General features: G+C 54.9%; 13 protein-coding genes and 1 tRNA gene. 6 read left to right on the forward strand and 8 right to left on the reverse strand.

Going from position 1 to position 19,776, the window contains the following annotated elements; genetic code table 11:
* Nucleotides 1-9: 9 nt before the first annotated feature.
* The 7 genes from C5Y96_RS22165 to C5Y96_RS22195 form a co-directional block, all read right to left on the reverse strand.
* Nucleotides 10-894, reverse strand: coding sequence for a LysM peptidoglycan-binding domain-containing protein (locus tag C5Y96_RS22165; RefSeq protein ID WP_105357964.1), 885 nt, complete (start codon nt 892-894; stop codon nt 10-12).
* 595 nt (nt 895-1,489) lie between these two features.
* Entirely contained in the window at nt 1,490-5,344 is a 3,855-nt protein-coding gene (secD, locus tag C5Y96_RS22170) for a protein translocase subunit SecD (RefSeq protein WP_158261367.1), read from the reverse strand.
* A 90-nt stretch (nt 5,345-5,434) separates the two neighbouring features.
* Entirely contained in the window at nt 5,435-5,803 is a 369-nt protein-coding gene (gene yajC / locus C5Y96_RS22175) for a preprotein translocase subunit YajC (protein ID WP_199188759.1), read from the reverse strand.
* A gap of 307 nt (nt 5,804-6,110) precedes the next feature.
* Nucleotides 6,111-7,454: a PQQ-binding-like beta-propeller repeat protein gene (locus C5Y96_RS22180; RefSeq protein WP_233199050.1), complete on the reverse strand. Its 1,344-nt coding sequence runs from the start codon at nt 7,452-7,454 to the stop codon at nt 6,111-6,113.
* A 114-nt stretch (nt 7,455-7,568) separates the two neighbouring features.
* The gene (gene tgt, locus C5Y96_RS22185; RefSeq protein WP_105358130.1) at nt 7,569-8,702 is read right to left on the reverse strand and encodes a tRNA guanosine(34) transglycosylase Tgt; all 1,134 of its coding nucleotides are present in this window, start codon (nt 8,700-8,702) and stop codon (nt 7,569-7,571) included.
* 97 nt (nt 8,703-8,799) lie between these two features.
* Nucleotides 8,800-10,131: a DNA-directed RNA polymerase subunit alpha C-terminal domain-containing protein gene (locus tag C5Y96_RS22190; RefSeq protein ID WP_105357968.1), complete on the reverse strand. Its 1,332-nt coding sequence runs from the start codon at nt 10,129-10,131 to the stop codon at nt 8,800-8,802.
* 154 nt (nt 10,132-10,285) lie between these two features.
* Nucleotides 10,286-10,359, reverse strand: a tRNA-Thr gene (locus tag C5Y96_RS22195).
* Nucleotides 10,360-11,119: 760 nt separating this feature from the next.
* Here C5Y96_RS22195 and C5Y96_RS22200 point away from each other — a divergent pair.
* The 3 genes from C5Y96_RS22200 to C5Y96_RS22210 all read left to right on the forward strand — a co-directional run bounded on the left by C5Y96_RS22200 (nt 11,120) and on the right by C5Y96_RS22210 (nt 14,918).
* A complete protein-coding gene (locus tag C5Y96_RS22200) occupies nt 11,120-12,049 on the forward strand; it encodes a diacylglycerol/lipid kinase family protein (RefSeq protein ID WP_105357970.1) in 930 nt (309 codons plus the stop codon).
* A 178-nt stretch (nt 12,050-12,227) separates the two neighbouring features.
* On the forward strand, nt 12,228-13,052 hold the full coding sequence (gene kdsA, locus C5Y96_RS22205) for a 3-deoxy-8-phosphooctulonate synthase (RefSeq protein ID WP_105357972.1): 825 nt from the start codon (nt 12,228-12,230) through the stop codon (nt 13,050-13,052).
* Between the two features lie 9 nt (nt 13,053-13,061).
* Nucleotides 13,062-14,918: a tetratricopeptide repeat protein gene (locus C5Y96_RS22210; RefSeq protein ID WP_105357974.1), complete on the forward strand. Its 1,857-nt coding sequence runs from the start codon at nt 13,062-13,064 to the stop codon at nt 14,916-14,918.
* Between the two features lie 13 nt (nt 14,919-14,931).
* Here C5Y96_RS22210 and C5Y96_RS22215 read toward each other — a convergent pair whose 3' ends face one another.
* Nucleotides 14,932-15,792 carry a phosphoribosylaminoimidazolesuccinocarboxamide synthase gene (locus C5Y96_RS22215; protein ID WP_105357977.1) on the reverse strand — a complete coding sequence of 287 codons (861 nt, stop codon included), beginning with the start codon at nt 15,790-15,792 and terminating at the stop codon, nt 14,932-14,934.
* 295 nt (nt 15,793-16,087) lie between these two features.
* Between C5Y96_RS22215 and C5Y96_RS22220 the strand changes: the two genes are divergently transcribed.
* The 3 genes from C5Y96_RS22220 to C5Y96_RS22230 all read left to right on the forward strand — a co-directional run bounded on the left by C5Y96_RS22220 (nt 16,088) and on the right by C5Y96_RS22230 (nt 19,759).
* A complete protein-coding gene (locus tag C5Y96_RS22220; RefSeq protein ID WP_105357979.1) occupies nt 16,088-17,581 on the forward strand; it encodes a hypothetical protein in 1,494 nt (497 codons plus the stop codon).
* Nucleotides 17,582-17,688: 107 nt separating this feature from the next.
* Nucleotides 17,689-17,907, forward strand: coding sequence for a hypothetical protein (locus C5Y96_RS27635; RefSeq protein WP_199188760.1), 219 nt, complete (start codon nt 17,689-17,691; stop codon nt 17,905-17,907).
* A 238-nt stretch (nt 17,908-18,145) separates the two neighbouring features.
* The gene (locus C5Y96_RS22230; protein WP_105357982.1) at nt 18,146-19,759 is read left to right on the forward strand and encodes a DUF1080 domain-containing protein; all 1,614 of its coding nucleotides are present in this window, start codon (nt 18,146-18,148) and stop codon (nt 19,757-19,759) included.
* Nucleotides 19,760-19,776 lie beyond the last annotated feature (17 nt).

Below are 19,776 nucleotides of genomic sequence, written 5' to 3' on the forward strand. Positions count from 1 at the left end.
GGGAACGAATTACGCTCCGGGCGGCGACAATGTTGTCCAAGGCTGGTCTCCACCGCGCGGATCGGCGGCGGTGGAAACAGGACGCAGACGGGTCATGGGCCTAAGCCGTCCATCAACCTCCGGGGCTACCTCTTCCGCAGATGAACTGGGAATCGTCAGCGTCACCCCAATGGGCAGCAGCTCAGGAGTTTCGAGCTGCGACCGATTGGCCCGGAAGATCGCATCCGCCAGGAGCGGGTCGCCGAGGTACTTCTCGGCGATTGACTCCAGGCTATCACCATCTCTTACGCGGTGCTCCCGCGTTATTGTCGATCCGCTATTACTCGCGCCGTGGTTGGGTGGTGCGATGCGGGGAAGGGGAGTGAACTGCTGCTGGACTTGTGTCTCCGGCAGTTCTGGCTTCATGACCTGACGCGTCGTAATTACCGGCGAGGTCATCGTAGGCGGCAGCGGTTTTGCTGTGCCCGGAATCTCGATCGGAATCACCGCGTGCGAGGCCGTTCTCGGAGCATTCATGTCTTCTACGCGAGAAGCCAACGAGACACTGCCGACTTGATTGATGGGCACGTTCGCCAGGATCGGCTGAGCTGCAACCGGAGCTGCCTGCTGCATGTCCATCGAAAGGGAAGGAATTTGGGCAGGGTTATCCAGGCCCATACTTTGCCCACCGTGAGGCGTCAGCGTCACGATATCGGGGCGGGATACCTGTTGATCCCAGTACTGCTGCGCGGTGAACTGAGGTTCAGCCGCTGGCTGTGTTGCCGCCGGTTGGGCGGAGGTAACTTCAGGCGGAGCCTGATCCGGAGCCGACCATGCCGACCAATAGGGCATAGCGGAACCAAGGCCAATCACTCCGAGTGCGGCCAAGGTAAGAAATTTGGAATCGCCGTTCATGTTGCGTACCGTCGTCTTGGGGAGTCACGTGTACGCCATCCATTGCATTACTCTTCGAAGACCATCCTGATGCTTCGTTTCATCGACGCATGCTAGCGTCGCACTCTTCACTTTCTGCTGTCATCGAGCACGATTTTCGCCTCACCCAGGTGCGAAGATAAGAGACGCACACATCAGGCAAACTTTGCCTTGGAAGACTTTTCCGGCAACGAAAAACGTGTTGAAAATTCCAATTGGTTGATGGTGCCACTGCCAAGCCCGCCTCACAGGATGAATGAAGCATGCGGTTTGCTTCAGGACCCGATCTGAAGTTCGCCGGAAGGTCGACGAAAGCCGCTTGCCCACATTCATGGAAACCCACACGAGAGCACGTCTCCGTTGACGGTAAAGCCAACGATGGACGCCCTCTCAAGGCATTGCCAGCAGTGGCACCAGGCACAACCAAGAGGAACACTGCTTATAGAATCCCATACGCGATGCTGGCGCGGGCCAGTTCGAGCCTGCGGGTTGGGTTTGCGCGCAAAAAAAGAAGTCGGCATCACTTGATGCCGACTTCGTAAAGTTTACCGATTAGCGAAGCCAAGGGCTTTACCCTTTAAGCTTCGGCTTTCTTGTTGCTCTTCTTGTCGCGGTTCATCAACCAGATCAGGACCGGGCACGCGATGAAGATCGTGCTGTAGGTACCAGCGATGACACCAACAACCAACGAGAACGAGAAGCTATGAATCCCTTCACCACCGATGAAGTAAAGGATGAGCACTACGATCAACGTTGTGAGCGAAGTAAGCAACGTGCGGCCCAGCGTCTGGTTGATGCTGAGATTCACCATCTCGCTGGTCAGATCAGGGCTCTTGCCGCGGACTTCGCGAATACGGTCGAAGATCACGATCGTATCGTTCAGCGAGTAACCGATGATCGTTAAGAAGGCTGCAACCACCGGCAGGCTAATCTTGAATTCCGTAATCTGCAGAAACCCGAGCGCTGGAGCCATCCACACACTCAAAGCAATGAAGCCCAACGTGACCAACACGTCGTGCACCAAGGCCACCACGGCGGCGACACCAAAGGCCACGCTTTGGAAGCGGAACCAGATATAGCCCACGATACCGATCAAACAGAAACCGATAGCCAGGACGGCCATGGTCTGCATATCACCAGCGACCTTGCTACCGATCTTGCTGGACGAAGGCCAGACTGGGGTCGAATCGAGCTTCTTGCTGACCTGCTCCAGAATCTTGGCCGATTCATCAGGCGTGGTCGAAAGCTTGACCGTCCAGGTCGTTTGGCTCACGCGGCTATCAACTGGCAGTGTCTTGCCTTCGCTGTCCAAGAGAGCAACTTCCGGACGAGCAACCCGCAAGCTATCAGCCGCATCGTTGACCAGGGTACGCACCGTCTCGGCACTGATCCCCTCGTCGAACGACAGTTCGGTCTGCGTGTTGAAACGAGGAACTTCTCCACCACCAACCAGAGAACCAAGCGGACCGCCAGCAGGGACATCGACCATCGGCGTTTCCGTCATGGGTGCTTCAGCAACTGGCGTCTCCGTCATCGGAGCAGCCGGCTCTTCCGCTGGCTTATCTTCCTTCGGAGCTTCTTCCATTGGCTTTTCTTCTGCCGCAGGAGCATCCGCAGGCTTCTCCTCCGCTGGTTTGTCGTCAGCAGGAGCTTCTTCGGCTGGCTTATCGGTAGCCGGAGCTTCGCCATCGTCTTGCAGCAAAACATCTAGCGAGACGTGCCATGGCAACAATGCGATCAGACGCGAAGAAACAGGAGCAATGAACGACTGCATATCTCCTTCGGGAGCGGCAGGCTTTTCTTCCGCAGGTTCCGCGGGGGCTTCTTCTTTCTTCTCGGTCGCTTCCGGCTCTGGAGCCAATTCGGCTGGCTCGGTAGTCGTTGGCGAGGTTTCGGGAGCTTCCACCTTGGCTGGCGGCGCACTTGGGGTGCTCGATGTGGCCGTTGGTGGGACGAAGTCCATGTTATGCATCACCAGCAGGCTTTCGCCATTAGGGCCGGTGAATACCTGCGAGATCCGATCCTGCACAACTTCCACACCAGCCGGAATCGCACCGGTGTTGTATCGCAGTGCATCCGTGCTGAAGTTCATACGCAAATGATCGGCGGTCTGGGTATTGTCGTCGACATTCTTGACCGACATCGAACCGGAATCAGCACCGGTCTCGTCTTGGAATTCAATCCCGTCGCCATCCGAGTTTTGCAGGACAGCCACGCCCACTTCAGCAGCGGCCAGACGATCGATGATTCCACTCAGAGTTTCCACGCCAGCCAGGTCGACCTCGGCCGAAGCTCCGGTGCGATCGCTGATGACGACCTTGCCCAGCTGACCATATTCCGACATCGAAGTATCGACCTTGTAGATGCGATCTTCGTAGCCTTCCATGGTGACGGCACTGACCGAGAGATCGGGCAGAACGCCGGTCAACTTGCTGCGAACTTCAGAGATTGGCATTGGTTCTTCCAGGAAGACCTGAACCGAAGAACCACCGTTGAAGTCGATGTCGAAGATATCCTTACCACGAACACCCACACCAATCATGCCGACCAGAATAACCACTAGCGAGACCATTCCGGCAACCTTCTGCTTGGCGATAAAGTCGTAGCCAATGCTGGAAGCCGACGGCATGAACTTGAGCGTCGAGATAATACGCTTCTTTTCCAGGATGTCGAAGATGCCCCGCGAAACATAGATCGCGGTGAACATGCTCATCAAAATACCGACAAACAACGTCACGGCAAAACCACGCACCTGATCGGTACCGATGCGATACAACACGGCAGCGGTAATGAGCGTTGTAATATTGGCGTCCACAATGGTCGACATGGCTTTGCCGAAACCATTGGAAAGGGCAACTCGCAGAGACGCCCCGCCATTTATTTCTTCACGGATACGCTCGTAGATCAGCACGTTCGCGTCGACCGACATACCCACGGTTAACACCAAACCGGCGATACCAGGCAGCGTCAGGTCGGCCTTGATGGCGATCATGATGGCCATGATCAACACCAGGTTAAAGATCAGGGCGAAGCAAGCCACCAAACCAGCAACCTGATAGTAGATCGCCATGAACACCAACACGGCAATCAGCGAGACCGTGATGGCGACCTTACCCTTGCGGATCGTGTCGTCACCCAGAGTGGCACTGATCTTCTGTTCGCTGATCGGCTCTTTGCGAAGCACGACCGGCAGCTTACCACTACGCAGAACCTGAACCAGGTCGGTCACTTCTTGTTGGCTAAAATCGCCGGTGATGATACCGCGATCGGTAATCATCGCATTGATTCGCGGAGCCGAAATCAGGAAGTTATCCATCACGATACCCAGCTTACGCGGGATGTTCGGTTCGCTCAGGTTCTCTTGCGATAGCCGCCCCATACGGTTGGCACCATCGACGCCAAACTCGAAGGCCACCGCTGGCTTGCCATACTCGTCGCGAGTCACCGCCGACGAAGAAAGGTGCTTACCACCCAAGCGAGCTTCAGGGCGTTCGACACGCATCAGCACTTCAAACGGCACGCCTGGTCCACCGCCACGCACGAGGTGACGTTGGCTGTTAAGGTACGGAGTCAAGCTTGGATCAGCAAAATTGGGTTCGCCAACGGCCCCTTGGGCGTCGTCATCGACACGAACCCAGCGACCAATGCGATTGCCTTCTCGGTCGGTGACAAACGTCACGCCGAGCTGGCTTTCATCTTCCGCACGGGTGATCAGGTAATCGTGGTCTTGCTTGTTTGCCACGATCATGAAGTCGAGCACACCCGCTTTGGTGATAAGCCGCTTGATCGAATCGAGGTCGGCCGACTCGGCTTGCGGAACAATCACTTCCACCTGGTTTTCACCGTAAGGGCGAATCACCACTTCGGAAACACCGGATGGATTGATACGCTTTTGCAGCTGCGTAATCAGCTGAGCGGTACCTTGTTCGAGCTGTTTTTCCGGGGTCAGATCGAAGGTTGCACCATCCGAGCTGGCATCCGAAGCGAGCAAATCCAAGCTGGCCTGCTCGTCGACTTCGTAAACCAGGATAACACCACCCTGCAGGTCGATGCCGAACTTCGGCGGCCACAGCAGAAAGCACACCGTGACACTGCACACCAAGCTGGCAAAGATGATGCCTAGCTTGCGACTCAGTTCTGGCATGCGAATCGCATTTGCCAGCCAAAAGCCTAAGATGTACGGCACCACGATCGTGAGGAGAATAATCCCCAGCACGTTGAATGTCTGTGAATTTCCAGAACTCGGCGTTTCAGCTGGTACTGCATTGACGGTCGGGACCGGTACTTCTGCCGATGGCGCGTCTTGTGCCATCGCGGTTGAGCCCAGCCACGAACTTCCGCCGGCGTCCAGCCCGAAATCGACGCCAGTCAACAACGTGACGGTCAGCGTCAGCACGAGCATGACAGCAAAAATCGTGCAACTCTTCTGCATTGCGTGTCTCCAAGCCGTGGGAGCTTCTGCGATCCCAGGCAAGTCGTATAGTGGAATATGGAAAGGGAAATTCGTCCTTGAATCGTCCATTCAAGACTTAGCCGGTTGGGATTCGGCGTTATCGCTCGTTTTTCCCTCTCTCGAGAGAACAGTGGCGATCGCTCGCATACGAACCCGCATCTCTGTGCCCGACTTGTCGTCCAGGCGAAGCACAACCTCTTGCTGGTCTTTCTTCACACTGACCACGGTGGCGATGATCCCTCCGATCGTCTCCACGCGGTCATTCTTCTTGATCCCGTCCAGCATTTTCTGGGCGTCAGAAGCTTTCTTTTGCTCCGGTCGGATCAACATGAAGTAACCCAGCACCAGAATCGCCACGATAGGAAGGTAGGTAAGAGGATTCGTGAAACCGCCTTCTTGCGCTAAGATGTGAACCGGCATTGCCGTCAAATCAAACATTTCCGCCGACGCTTCCTACCACTTGCCTGGCTCCCTGATCGCATTCCGCTGCCCCAGTCGTTGCCGTGTCCCCCAAAGGAACGCCGCTACTTCTGAAAAAGGTCAGAATCACCGAGAGAATGGACCTACTTATGTACCGTCAGCAAAGTGACAGCACATTGAAACCGCTCATGATAAGAGTTTCGTTCTATACCGGCAATAGCGGCCAATCCGCCCAAAAATGCCAAAAGGTGGCCCTGTAGACCACCTTTCGCTCTCTGCCTTCTTATTGCCAGCGACTGGGATTACCCAAATCACCCTGTCGAACCTATTTTTGTCCCAGATCGACCGCGACCAACTCTTTGTCGTTGCGGAAAAAGCCAGTCTGGTTGGCATAAGCAGGGTGTGTCCAGACAACCTGGCGACCAAATGCTTCGCTCGTGGGATCTAAAACATGAAAGCTTCCCAGCGATTCGAAGCCACTCTTGGTCATTTTGGCGACCAGCAAATCGCCAACTTCGCTGAAAATTAGGTAGCGATCGCTTTCCCCCAACCGGGTCACGAAGGCCGTGCCATGCCTAATGAACCGAGTTTCATCCGGCTTGGTTGCCTCGAAGGTTGTCCACAGACGATCCCCGTTCGCAGCGTCCACCGCCATCAGGCTACCGACGTTGCAGTCGCTTCCGTACAACACGCCATCCACAAAAACCGGGGTTGAAGTGCCACTATAGACCGAGGTTTTCGGCTCGCCGTGCCAGAGTGCTTTCGCTCCAGGCTGACTTTCATCCAACTCGATCATGACCGACTGGTTGCCAATTCCGCTGGCATACATGCGGTTTCCATCGACCATCGGACGAGCGATCGACATCTCGTACGCTGGCTCGATCGGAACTTCCCAGTACTTGTCCCCTGTCTTGGGATCAAGCGAAGCCACTCCTTCTGGGTGATAAATGATCAACTGCCGCTTGCCGGCCGCTTCAATGATCGCTGGTGGAGCGTAGCCCATCTTCGCATCCAACGATTTCCAGTGTACCTCGCCGGTTCGTTTATCCAGGGCAACAACTCCTTGCCCTGGGCCACCCACCATGACATAAAGCAGATCGCCGTCAACCAATGGATGCCCAGCACACCCCCAGATGGGAATTTCAGCCTCAAAATCATCGACCAGGCTCTTTCGCCAAGCCAGTTCACCCGTTTCAACTTGCAGGCAGACCAGGTCCCCTTCGGCACCTACCCAGTACAGCAGTTCGCCATCCACAGCCGGAGTGCATCGTGGCCCCACGGCGTAACTAATGGAATAGGGACGATCGTAGGCGTATTCCCACAACTTTCCCCCAGTTTTGGCATCGAAAGCAAGGACCCGCTCTTTCCCCTGACGCTCTTGGCGAGCCCCTGGGTCATTCGAGATTTCATTCGATTCCGCGAGGTAGTCGGTCACAAAAACGCGTCCACCGGCAACCGCTGGGCCGGCATACCCACCTGAGATCGGCACGCGCCATTTCACCTTCAATCCACCTTCAGGGATGGAACGGATCACGCCTGACTCGCGGTACACATCATCACGCTGCGGTCCCATCCACTGAGGCCAGTCATCTGCCATCACAGACCAACTCAGGGCCAAAGAAATCATGACAGCCAACAGGGGGCGGCCAATCGTGGCATAGCGATGCATCAGAAGTTCCTTCAAAGTCGGCACGCAGATAAACAGTACGACGTACTTATTGGAAGCCGAAACCAACGACGAGGATTCACGAACTTCGTGAAGAATCGAAGAAATGCCCAGGACTTAGCCGCCCGATGCCCAGCCAGCCATCTTCTGCTCGTAATAGGCCTCGAATCGGTTTTCTTCGATTGCCAGCTGAGCCTCACGCATTAGCCGCTGATAATAGGCCACGTTGTGCAAGGAAAGCAGTATCGGCCCCAGCATCTCCTTGGCCATGAACAAGTGGCGGAAATAGGCCCGACTGAGCCCAGCGACCTGGGGTACGCTCTTGGGATCGAGTGGCGTCGAATCTCGCTGATACTTGGAGTTGCGTAGCCGAACCGTTCCCTGATCGGTGAAGGCCAACGCATTTCGTCCGTTTCGGGTAGGCATCACGCAGTCGAACAGATCGACACCCCGACGAATCCCTTCCAACAGATCCTCGGGGCGGCCGACCCCCATCAAATACCGCGGCTTGTCGGTGGGCAGGACAGGGCAGGTCGCATCGAGGATTCGATACATCTCCGGCGGCGGTTCGCCAACACTCAGCCCACCGATGGCATACCCGGGGAAATTGAGTTCGGCCAATCGCTCGGCACATTCAACACGTAGCCCTTCATCAAGCCCACCCTGAACAATCGCGAACTGAGCTTGATCCTTGCGGGTGGCGGCATCCTGGCACCGCTTGGCCCAGCGAATCGAGCGGTCCATCGCTTCGCGAATGACTTTCGACTCGTTGGGCAACTCGACGACATGGTCCAACACCATCGCGATGTCGCTTCCCAGGTTCTCTTGGATCTCGATGCTTCGCTCTGGCGAAAGATGAATCTTGCGTCCGTCGATATGCGACCGAAAGATGGCTTCCTTCTCGGTGATCTTGCGCATCTGAGCGAGACTGAAGATCTGAAAGCCGCCGCTATCGGTCAGGATAGGACCACGCCAGTCCATGAACTTGTGCAAGCCACCCAACTCAGCAACCACATCATCCCCTGGCCGAAGCGAGAGATGATACGTGTTACCCAAGATCATTTCGGCTCCGGTCTGCCGCACCATGCCGATCTCGAGACCTTTAACCGTTCCCTGCGTCCCCACCGGCATGAAAGCAGGCGTTTGCACCACGCCGTGCGGCGTTACGAACTCACCACGACGCGCCTTCGAGGTAGTGTCTTCGTGCTTAAGGTGGTACTGAAACCAGTCGACTTCCGCAGGACGATCCAACGCCGATTGATCCAAAGTGTCTCAAAGCTCCATGAAAAAACCCACGCGGCTTTCCGCATGGGTTTGAGTTTTAGGCCATTGGCCGCACGATCAGCAATTAGTCGCCGCGAAGCTTCAGATTGTAGGAAGTCAACTTTTCGCGAACTTCGTTCAAGCTTGTCACGCCGAAGTTCTTACATTCCAAAAGTTCGTCGCCGGTGCGTCGAACGAGTTCGCCGATGGTGGAAATACCCAAGCGAACCATGCACTTGCGGGCACGAACCGACAAGCTGAGTTCGGCAATCGGGCGATCCAACAGAGCCTGCTCGTCAGGCGAGAGCCCCGTGGTATCGTAGCTGACTTCGGGTGTCGAAGGCTTTTCGTTCGACATCTGGCCCAGTTCCAGGCCCTTGGAACGAAGCATATCGCGGATTTCGATCAGCGACGTTTCGCCAAAGTTCTTGCTCGCCAGAAGCTCTTGCTCCGAGCAGCGGCACAGGTCGCCCAGGGTCATGATGCCCATCTTCTGCAGGCAGTTCCGACTGCGAACCGACAATTCGAAGTCGGTAACCGGAATGCTGAGAACCTGCGACATACGGTCGCGTTTCTTTTGCTCTTCTTCGTCGTAGTACATGTCGCCGGATGCCTGGGCATCCTTCATGTACATACGAGCTCGCTTCTCGGCCGGGTAGGAATCGAGCACACGCTGGTAGCAATGGGTCGCACGATCGTATTCACCACGATCTTCGTGCAGCAGCCCCAGGTTGAGCAGTGCACCAACGTGAGTCGGGAAGACAGCAGAAGCACTTTGGTAAAGCTGCAGGGCCATGGCGTCGTTACCGCGACGATCATTTTCCAATGCCAAACCAAAAAGAGCACCGGCGTGACCAGGATCGGCTTCGACGGCTCGCTCGTACAGGGCAACCACTTCGGCCGGGTTACCACCCAGCGAAGCAATGGTCGCACCGCGCTGGTACAGGTAATTGGCAGTCGATTCGACCGGGCCAAACATGTTGTCCAGCATCTGCAGGGCCTGCTCGGAATCGCCCTTGCTCCGAAGCGCTTCAATGACGCCTAGCTGGCAATCATCCTTGTTGTAGCCGGCAGTCTGAGCAGACTGAAATGCTTCGATCGCTTTGTCGAAGTTCTGCATGCAGAAATAGCTGCGACCCAGGTAGTAATGGGCCAGGGCTCCACCATCAGCGGCCGAAAGCGTTTGAACGGCGCTGTTGTAGTTACCCATGATGAACTGGCAAACACCCAGGCGCACGTTCGTGGCTGGCGAACGCTCTTCCGACTGGCCTTCCAGCTCGGAGACACTGTCGCGAAGCGTCGAGAATGCGTTGTAGTCACGTCCTACCGTTCGCAGGATCTGGCGAATTTCCTCCGGACCGAAGGACGAATTCGTGAGGACAACGCTCTTGAGATCGAAATCGATTCCTTGAATCATCAACGGGGCTCCAAACGTTTTTGTCGAGGCCCAAGTGCGAAAGCTCGGGGGAGATAATTGGGCACTGCGTTTCGCCGCTTTTCTTAACTTGGTTAAGGACCGGTCCCTAACTGGAAACGAGTCAATTACCCATACGCATTTGGGAAACAAGAAGAGCCAGCGACGAGAGTCGAACTCGTAACCCCAGCATTACGAATGCTGTGCTCTGCCAATTGAAGCTACGCTGGCTTATTCGCGAGTCGCGAATCAAAACGCTCAAAGATACTGAAGCTCGTGGATTGCGTCAACTTACCCTAGCCATTGATTTTAGAAACTAAGGAAAGGTTTCACGCCTATCGAAGCCAAACAGTGGGATCTTAGACCGAAAAGTCTACGAGAATTCCGACTAAAGCGAAGGGGGCTCGCAGTTTAGCCATAATCATAAGCCAAGAAAAAATCGAGGGACCGCTGTCGTACCAACCCGCGTTGGAGAAGCTGAATCGTCAGGGGCAAGGCAAACCATCCAGCTTAAGTTCGACAGCGGCCCCACGGGCCAGCTTACCGACTCCTCCGAGGAGCCGATGGCCCAAGTAACAGCAATTGCCGAGCCAAACAAGCAATAAAATTGCGATTAGAACCGAACTCCCTTGAGCGTCGAACTTTAGGAAAAATCGCCTAAGCGAAGCATAAATAGCGACAAATGGGTATTTTGCGTATGTGGCTCAAGATGCCACAAAGAAATAATACACACCCCTACATTTGGCTGTTTTTAACAGATTTTTTCCTGACCTTTTGTCTGAAATCGAGACCTAAATGCACAAGCCCTTAACAAGCAATACCTTACTGCATTCGCCAGAAAGCTCACTTTGAGACAAGATGGTGATATCCTTCGAAAGCACCTATCTGCGTCTCAAATTGACATGAAGGATGCGTTAGCCTTCGCTTTCGCGTGGTGCCTCGATAGGATGAGAGCAATCCTAGTTCCAATTACCTCTAAAGTGATGCGACTGTGACGTTCACGGAAACTTGCCAAGCCACTTCAACCGAAACCGCTTGGCTATTTATCAATCGAATTGCCGGCGGATATGACAAGCCGCAGCGGCATGAGAGTCTGCGCGAGCTTCTCAAGGACCTGGGGTTGAACACGGTCGAAATTAATTCTCCCGAGCAGTTGACCTTCCAATGGGAAGACGAAGCTGTTCCGCGTCCCGATTTCATTGTTTCTGTCGGGGGGGATGGAACGGCCGCCATGATCGCGGGCCAGACAGGTGGAACCGTACCTATTGCGATCTACCCAGCCGGTACCGAGAACATCCTCGCCAAGTACTTACAAATCCCCACCGATATTGGGGCCTTTGCGAAGATGCTGTCGAAACGTATCGTTCGGCGATTCGATGCAGGGCAACTTGGCGACCACACTTTTTTGCTGATGCTGTCCGCGGGGTTTGAAGCTGAAGTCGTGCACCATGTTCATCAGCGACGAAATGGGCACTTGACCAAGTTTCACTATGTCAAACCGACGTTTGAAATGCTTGCGAAGTACCCATACCCTAAGCTGGAACTCGATATCGAGCTCGCCGATGGCAGTCGGACGCAAACCGAAGGCTTCTGGGTATTTGCCTTTAACGTGCCTCGTTACGCGTTGGGCTTCGAGATGACACCCGATGCCGTTCCTGACGACGGCCTGCTCGACATCTGCGTACTGACTCAGAAGGGCTTTGGGGCGACGGCTTCCTACATCACTTCACTCCTCTCAGGCACCATCACGAAGCGAAGCGACGTACAGCGGTTTAAGGCCCTCAGCGTTGATATCCGCTGCCCATCCGGCCCTGTTCCTCTGCAAACAGACGGCGACCCGGCCGGCTTCACGGATATCCGACTCTCGGTCCTTCCTAGCTACCTGCCGTTGATTGTCCCTCCGAAGCGAACCGACAAATAACTCGATTCCTTCCATGCCAGGCAAATAGGTCGGATGGGAATTTCTGCGGACTCGTGGCAAAATACGCCTAACCGAGATTTCGCCCTAAGTCTTTGCGAATAATTAACCTGAGACGCCCTGGGAGAATCTTCGGCGGGAAAATAGGATGGATGATTCCCCACTAGTCACGAGATAGCCCTTGAACGATTCGGCCCCCAATTCATCGACGTTTGCCCTGAACTCACAAGGGCAATTGCTTCTCATCGCAGGCCCCTGCGTGCTTGAGTCGCGCGAATTGTCATTCCAAATTGCAGAGCATTTGTGCCATCTGGCCCAGCGGCTGCCAATTCAATTGGTCTTCAAAGCATCGTTCGATAAAGCGAACCGTACTAGCATTCATTCGTACAGAGGATTGGGGCTGGAAGAAGGTTTAAAGCTTTTGGAAGCCGTTCGTACCGAGTTTCAAATTCCCGTCACGACGGATCTCCACGAATCTTATCAAGCCGCTTCCGTGGGACAGGTTTGCGATATCCTTCAGATTCCAGCTTTTCTCGCTCGGCAGACTGACTTGTTAGTTGCCGCGGCACAAACCGGAAAGTCCGTCAACGTGAAGAAGGGGCAGTTCATGGCTCCCTGGGATATGAAGCACGTTGTCGAAAAGCTCAAGGAAGCCGGTGCCCGAGAAACCTTTTTGACCGAACGGGGAACGTTCTTCGGATACGGTCGACTCGTCAATGACATGCGAAGCCTGATTGAAATGCGATCACTCGGTGTACCGGTGGTCTTCGACGCGACACATAGCGTCCAGGAGCCCGGCGGACTGGGAAGCCAGACCGGCGGAAATCGCGCGATGGTTCTTCCCCTTGCCAAGGCCGCCGCAGCGGTTGGTATCGATGGGCTGTTCCTGGAAACCCATCCCGATCCTGACAAGTCCCCCAGCGACGGTCCGAACATGGTTCCCCTGTCGGAACTGGAAAATTTTCTTCAGCGTATTTTGGCCGTCCGCGCAGCGGCCCAAGGTTAATCAACTCTCATGAGCCGCACGCATCGAACCTCTGTCATCCTCCTATTGCTCATCGTTTCTGTGTTGGGATGCGGTGGCAGGAAGATTCGTCCACAGGTCGACGATACCAAAGCGACCGTAGCGACCGATGGTGGCAGTTCCAAGCAATTCGTCGACCAGGCCATGACTTACCTGCGCGACCTGGATCGCTATCCAGCCGGCAAGGTCAAGGTCGAAGTACTCGAGCGTATGAATCGCTGGCTCATGTCCCAAAAGTTAGATCCCACCTGGCAGCCCGATCCTATGGTGGCCGAACTTCCCGATACGATTCGTAGCCTGCCAGGCTTGCAAGATCTGGAAAGTCGTGGATTCCTTGACCAGCCAGAGCAATTCACCGGTGTCACGTTTCGCGGTAGTGAGTTTGATTTTCTGGTAGGTACCTTTTGGGCCAAGACCATTTCGGACTGGATCCGTAAGAATCAAACGCCCCAGGCCGATATGCAGGCCTTTTTAGACGCGCAGATCGATCAAACGCTCGACGATAGCCAGGTCAACGACCTTGGGCTGGCTTACCTGCTGTTCGATTGGACCGTCCGGCACATTCACCCAGTTCGCGCGAATGAACTGGAGGAAGGGAAGTTCGCACCTGGCACCAGTCGCGATACCTGGAACGCATTACAACTGAACGAAGGAGATGCCCTGGAACGGGCCCGTGTGTTCATTCAACTGTGCCGCCAACAAGGCCTGGATGCTGTTGTCGTAAAGTTCGGCAACTCGGACAAAGTTCCTCAGGTCGTCGGCGTGGCAATCGGCCGGGAGTTGTTTCTCTTCGACATGGCCTACGCACTTCCAATCTCCGAGAAAGACGGCCAGGGCATACAGCGTCTATCACACCTGGTAGATCACCCCGAAGACCTGGAAGCGATGGCGTCAGAGAACTACAAGTATCCCGTCACGGCCGAGGATATCGAGAAGGTCACGCTGTTGATCGATGCCCCGTCGACCTCGTTGACCCAGGCAACACAGTTGCTGGAAGGAGTTCTTTCCGGCGACTCGACCATGAAAGTTCACGTCGCCCCGTCCTCGCTGAAGGATCATCTGTCGAATTTCCAGGGAGTCACCGACATCCAGTTGTGGACGGTTCCCTTCGAAGCAGAAGCGGCGATCACCAAGCGTCTGGACGATCCTGTTCTGAAGCCTCTATTCCAGGTCGAACGCTGGATCTACGACACGATGACTCCCTTTGCCGTCGCGCGATCCTTGCAATTGATGTGCAAATTCGACGACGAGACGCAGCAGAAGGGTGCCCGGTCGATGTATATGGATACGCGTCTGATGGAACGTCAGTTCCGAATCGCCAATCCACGCGAACAACTCGAAATGATGCAAATGGCAGGCATGGATTTGCCCGATGACCCCAAGGTTCAGCAGTTCTTTCTCGACCGCGTTCAAAAGAACGTTTTACTGTGGCGAGAACTGGCCAGTTTCAATCTTGGGGTAATCGCGTTGGGAGACGCGCAGTACGACTCGGCGATCTACTTCTTTGAAGAAGGAACTCTCAAAGAGTTTCCCTCCACGCGATTTAAATCAGCAACGTTCTATGGCATTGCCCGCAGCGCAGAAGCACTCGCGCGGCAAGACGAGAACAAAGAGATGGCCCAAAAGGCCTACGATTTCTATACCAGTGACGATGACGTGCTGTCTCCGTATCGCCGCGGTAATGCCCTGCGGGCCGAGCGTTTGCCGTTGTTGGAATCTAAGAAAAAGGCCGAGCAGGAACAGCCTGCAGAAGATTCTGAAATGAAGGAATCTGCCCGAGAAACCAAGGCTGAAGAACCGAGCAAGACGGAGCCGTCTCAGCCAGAGCCTGAGACGCCCGAAAGCTAAAACCTTGAAGCTCCTACCAGGTGAATTTCCGCTGGGTAATTCGCTCGTAGGCTTCGATATACTTGGCTCGCGTTTTCTCGATCACTTCCTGCGGAAGAGCAGGGGGCTCGCTATTCTTGTCCCAAGTGCTCGCCTCTAACCAGTCGCGGACAAACTGCTTGTCGAACGATGGCGGGCTCATCCCAACCGCGTATTCATCTTGAGGCCAGAAGCGAGAGCTATCCGGCGTTAGCACTTCGTCGATCAGCAGCACCTCGCCGTTGACGACGCCCCATTCAAACTTGGTGTCGGCGATGATAATGCCGTGTTCAAGTGCCCGCTGAGCACCGGCCTGGTAGACGGCAATGCTCTTTTCTCGGAGCAAATTCGCCATCTCAGCGCCGACAATTTCCACCATCCGCTCAAACGAGATATTCTCGTCATGCCCCGTTTCGGCCTTGGTGGCTGGCGTAAAGATTGGCTCCGGCAGCTTGGCGGCCTGCTCTAATCCGGCCGGCAATGGGATATCGCAGACCGTTTGGCTGCGTTGGTATTCCTTCCAGCCTGAACCGGCCAGGTAACCTCGCACGACACATTCGATCGGAATGACTTCGGTCTTGCGGGCCAACGTCGAGCGGCCATCAAGCTCTCCGAGATCGACATCGCCAGCCAGGTTCATTTGCTGAACGTCCGTCGAAATCAGGTGGTTTGCGATATCCAATGTCTCGAACCAGAACAGGCTCATCTGCGTCAGTACCCGCCCCTTATCCGGAATGAGTGACGGCAGAATGTAGTCAAACGCACTGATTCGGTCCGACGCGACCAACAATACCTGGTCGCCCAAATCGTAGACGTCACGCACTTTGCCCTGCCGAACAGGATAGTTAAGACCCATGTTTTTCCGATTTGAGTCGCTAAAGGGGATATACTGGAAACCTGGAGCCAGATGATCGTTCCAATCGTATTGGCCCGTTCAACCGGCATTTTGCCACAGGCAGTCTCTTGGAAACAGACCTGGCAAACGCGATTGGCCGCAGACTTAGCCCAGGCGACATACCCCACGAGATAGACATTTTCGTGGTTCATCCCGGCATGGCCGACGATTAGAATTGAAAGAGCGTGCTATCACGCGGGGAAAGCAGCATGATTGGCATTCTCGATTAACCCCCTGAATGAGAGCGAGCCGGGTTTTGCCCAAACTAACGTTTCGAATTCCTAACGAATTGACCATTTCGGACGAGGACTGCCGCGTAATTCACGTGGTTGGCTGCGATCGACTGGTCCGCGCTACGTCTATTAAGCGATCTGACGACCGTCTTGTTCTTGAACTATTAGAGACGGACGGAGTAAAGGTTAAAGTCCCCTTTCGAAACGATCGCCGCTCTTCTCAGATCTTGTCGACCTGTGCACTGCGAGTCGACAACAAGACGCCTTACAGCTTGTTGCTTGAACTGGCTCGTGGTTCGCTGTTCCGCTTTCGTACGCTTTCTAATGCTTGCCTGGATGCCGAACTCGACCTGCTAGACGTGACAAAGAAGCACTTGCAGGATGCAACCAATTATTTTGCCAGAGCAGCCGTAGCGAAAGAGGATCCCGAAGAATCGGATGCGTTGGCGGCCAAGAGCCTGTCGTTCTCACTGAAGGGGCTTTCGCACCTGGAACATGTCTACGCGACGGCTTCGTTCCATGCCCTCTCGAAACAGTCTGGCGAACGGGCTTTCCTGCGCGGTATCGCCTTGACAGAACCGTTTTCGGCCGAGATCAAACCACTGCTCACGCAGTCGTTGAACACGATTCTCGTCGAACCCAACTGGAAGCAGTGCGAAGCCGAAGTTGGCCAGTACGACTGGTCGGAAGTCGACGCCACGTTAGATGCTGTCCGCGATCAAGGTCATGCGACAGTCCTCGGGCCGATGTTTTGCCTGGATCGATTCGCGACTCCAGATTGGCTCTATCTGTGGGAAAACGACTTCGAGGAAGTGCTCAGTTCCGTTACGAAGTACACCCAGGCCCTGATCCAGCACTATCGCAATCGTGTCGATTTGTGGTACTGTGCGGCAGGCCTGAACGCTCAGACATCGCTCGATTTAAAAGAAGAGCAGCGGCTTCAGGTGCTGCTGCATATTATTCAAACGGTTCGCACGGCTGGCCTGCGAGCACCCCTGTTGGTTAGTTTCGCCAAGCCTTGGGGCGAGTACATGACCAGCCGCGATCGCGAGTTGGCTCCCATTCACTTCGCAGAAGAGTTGGTCCGGGCCCGCGTTGGCATTACCGGGATTGGACTCGAGCTGAATTTCGGAGAACTGAATCCGGCGACGTACTATCGTGGATTCTTCGACGTAGTCGATTTGCTCGACTATTGGAGCCTGCTGGGCGTTCCGCTTTTTGTGACGTTATCGGCCCCCAGCTCGTGGCGTCCTGACGAGAACGCACTGTATGACGTGAATCGCGAGAAAGAACCGCTCGAACGAATCAGTCGCCGCACCCAGCGAGAAATGGTCGAGCACATCCTGCCGGCCCTGCTGACCCACCCACAGGTGCAAGGGGTGTTCTGGAGCCAGGTCTCTGATACCCAACCCCACCGCTTTCCCCATGCAGGCCTTCTTGATCCCCGCGGACGTCCTAAATCCGCTGTGACCAAGATGACCCAACTGATCCGCACTTACTTCCCCGAAAATATTTAGAAAACGTTAAGGGGGCACGTTTTTTCGGAAGCCCGCAGCCCCTACAATTAGGGTCTTGGCGTTCCCGCCAGGAAATTTTGCTTTTGACGCTTAGGAGTTTTCTTGCCATGTCAGTTTTGAAGTGGATGTGCTCGGCCAGCTTGGTCATGGGCCTGATGGTATTCTCGATTGGTTGTAACTCGAAGACCGCTGAACCACCGGTTGAAAGCACCGGTGAACCCGAAATCACCATGCCAGCTGAAGGTGATGCAGCCCCAGCAGAAGCTGCTCCAGCGGCTGAAGAAGCTGCCGAAGCACCTGCTGCTGAAGAAAAGCCCGCCGAGTAAGCTTTTCGGCATTCGCTCGCAGAAACCCAAAAGCACCCAGCAAACACTGGGTGCTTTTGCTTGCGCGAAACAAGGAAATCGAGAATAAGTCTCGTAAAACTTGATTCCCTTTGCCCCATTATTCAAACTAGACTTTCTTACCCATCCCCCCGAATCAAACCATTGCAATACAGTCCTGGGCTGCGTCTTGGCTATATCAAGACACTAAAGCCGAGGTTCGTCGGTCGGAGCTACCATCATGTCGTTGTATCGTGTCTTGTTTTCCTTGCTGATCATTACCTCGCTGCTCGCCGGACCGGCCATCGGCGACGAACCAACCGCCAAGAAAGATGGCGAACGAACGGAAAAGGAAGTAATAGATAAAAAGGAGTCCCCCAAGCACGACTCGAAAGAGCACCAAAGGAAGAACAACGAAAGCAAGAAGGACGACAAGCAGCACAAACACGGCGACCAAAAGAAGGACAAGCAGAAAGCATCCGCCCCAAAGAAACCGTCGAAGGACGCTGCGAAAGAGGAAGAGTCCAAGAGGGAAGCAAAGCCGAAGAAGGAAGTGAAGCCGGCCCCCCAAAAAGAAGAACAGAAGAAAGACGAGAAGCCCAAGCCGTCGCAGGATGACGCGAAAGATAAAGCTGAAAAGAAAGACGCCGGCGACCCACCCAAGGAAGACGCTCCGAAAAAGGAGATGAAGCCTGAGCCGAAAAAGGAAGAGCCAACTCCCGCTAAGACCCCAGCTCCCGAACCCAAGATCGAAGCGGGAAAACCCAAGCAAATGGAGTCGAAGCTTGAGCCCAAAGCGGAAGAAAAGCACGAACAAATTCCCGCCCCCAAAGAAGCCCCTAAACCTGAACCCAAGCCAGTTCCTCCGCCGGTTGCCAAGCCAGATCCGAAGAAACTTGCCGCCACGGATTTAAGCCAGGTCGATGAAGACTTCGCACTCCAAGGCGAATACTACGGAAAACTGCGATTACCCGGAGGGATTCTCGAAACGACGGGGATTCAAGTGATTGCCCGCGGCGACGGCAACTTCGTCGGACGTCAGCTACGCGGCGGCTTGCCAGGCAATGGCTGGCGAAACGGTCAGTTGATCGATCTGAGCGGCAAACGAGATGGCGAAACGCTCGTTCTCAGCCAAGGCAATTACCAGGTACTTGTTCGCGGTGGCAAAGCGATCGTGGTCAACTCGGCTGGCGATACCTTGGGCATCCTGACCAAGGTCCAACGCCGCAGCGAGTTGCTGGGGCTTAAACCAAGTTCCAAGGCAACGGTCCTATTCGATGGAACATCCACAGATAAATTCATTGACGCCAAGGTCAACGAAAAAGGGGAACTGCAAATCGGCACGGTCACAAAAGACCCAGTCCAGGATTTCCGTCTTCACATCGAGTTTCGCCTGCCCTACATGCCATATGCTCTGGGTCAGGCTCGCTCTAATAGCGGTCTCTACATCCAGGAACGCTACGAAGTCCAAATTCTCGACTCGTTCGGTCTGCCAGGCGAGTTCAACGAATGTGGGTCGCTCTATCGTACCAAGAGCCCTGACATCAACATGTGCTTTCCTCCGTTGGCGTGGCAGACCTACGATGTCTATTTCACGGCTGCCCGTTTCGATAATGAAGGAAACAAGATTTCGCCGGCTCGCATCACGGTCCAGCACAACGGTATCCTGGTCCAGGACAACTACCTGATCCCCAATAAAACTGGTGCCGGCAAGCCTGAAGGTGCCGACGCTCGCCCGATCAAGCTGCAAGATCACGGCAACCCAGTCGTGTTCCGCAACGTTTGGATCGAGTACCTGGGCGGCCCAGTCGTGACCAACCAGGCTGAAACCATCGTTACGCCTGAAAAGAATTAGCTACCGGCGTGGGGCAA

The organism is Blastopirellula marina (assembly GCF_002967715.1).
Classification (GTDB): domain Bacteria; phylum Planctomycetota; class Planctomycetia; order Pirellulales; family Pirellulaceae; genus Bremerella; species Bremerella marina_B.

Coding starts and splice junctions, on each gene's coding strand:
- C5Y96_RS22165 (WP_105357964.1), bottom strand. CDS start 894: ATGAACGGCGATTCCAAATTTCTTACCTTGGCCGCACTCGGAGTGATT.
- secD (WP_158261367.1), bottom strand. CDS start 5,344: ATGCAGAAGAGTTGCACGATTTTTGCTGTCATGCTCGTGCTGACGCTG.
- yajC (WP_199188759.1), bottom strand. CDS start 5,803: ATGTTTGATTTGACGGCAATGCCGGTTCACATCTTAGCGCAAGAAGGC.
- C5Y96_RS22180 (WP_233199050.1), bottom strand. CDS start 7,454: ATGCATCGCTATGCCACGATTGGCCGCCCCCTGTTGGCTGTCATGATT.
- C5Y96_RS22190 (WP_105357968.1), bottom strand. CDS start 10,131: ATGATTCAAGGAATCGATTTCGATCTCAAGAGCGTTGTCCTCACGAAT.
- C5Y96_RS22210 (WP_105357974.1), top strand. CDS start 13,062: ATGAGCCGCACGCATCGAACCTCTGTCATCCTCCTATTGCTCATCGTT.
- C5Y96_RS22215 (WP_105357977.1), bottom strand. CDS start 15,792: ATGGGTCTTAACTATCCTGTTCGGCAGGGCAAAGTGCGTGACGTCTAC.
- C5Y96_RS27635 (WP_199188760.1), top strand. CDS start 17,689: ATGTCAGTTTTGAAGTGGATGTGCTCGGCCAGCTTGGTCATGGGCCTG.
- C5Y96_RS22230 (WP_105357982.1), top strand. CDS start 18,146: ATGTCGTTGTATCGTGTCTTGTTTTCCTTGCTGATCATTACCTCGCTG.